The 371-nt window shown below is 52.6% G+C and carries 1 protein-coding gene; it reads left to right on the top strand.

Annotated elements, in window-relative coordinates:
• Nucleotides 1-371 (top strand): transposase (locus RZO55_RS14650; RefSeq protein ID WP_318065009.1); only part of this gene is annotated, 371 nt, incomplete at both ends.

The following is a 371-nucleotide window of genomic DNA, read 5'->3' as shown; positions in this document are numbered from 1 at the left end:
ATTTCATCTCCAAAGAAGTTTTCCATCGGCTGATCTCCAAGTGTAACCGAAAAACCCGACGTCTGTTAAAGTTACCGGTTACCTTATATGCCGACGATTCTACATCCGTCACGGTGGGAGAGGGACGTCTTCCTTGGGCGGCCTTTCATGGAAAACGATCGGGGATTAAACTCCATTTCCGCTTTGATATCGGAAACCGGATGCCTTGTCGGGCAGAAGAGTCTACGGCTCGGGAGCATGACTCCCGCATGGCAGAGAAACTGCTTCCGGATGAACCGGAGGGAATCGATGTGTGGGATCGGGCTTACTTTGACCTGAAGCGACTGGATTCATGGGATCAAGCGGGGCGCTGGTTTGTCATGCGGATCCGG

The organism is Clostridium boliviensis (assembly GCF_033342255.1).
Classification (GTDB): Bacteria; Bacillota; Clostridia; order Lachnospirales; family Lachnospiraceae; genus Lacrimispora; species Lacrimispora boliviensis.
The sequence above is the reverse complement of the archived record's forward strand: the minus strand, read 5'-3'. Positions and strand labels throughout refer to the sequence as shown.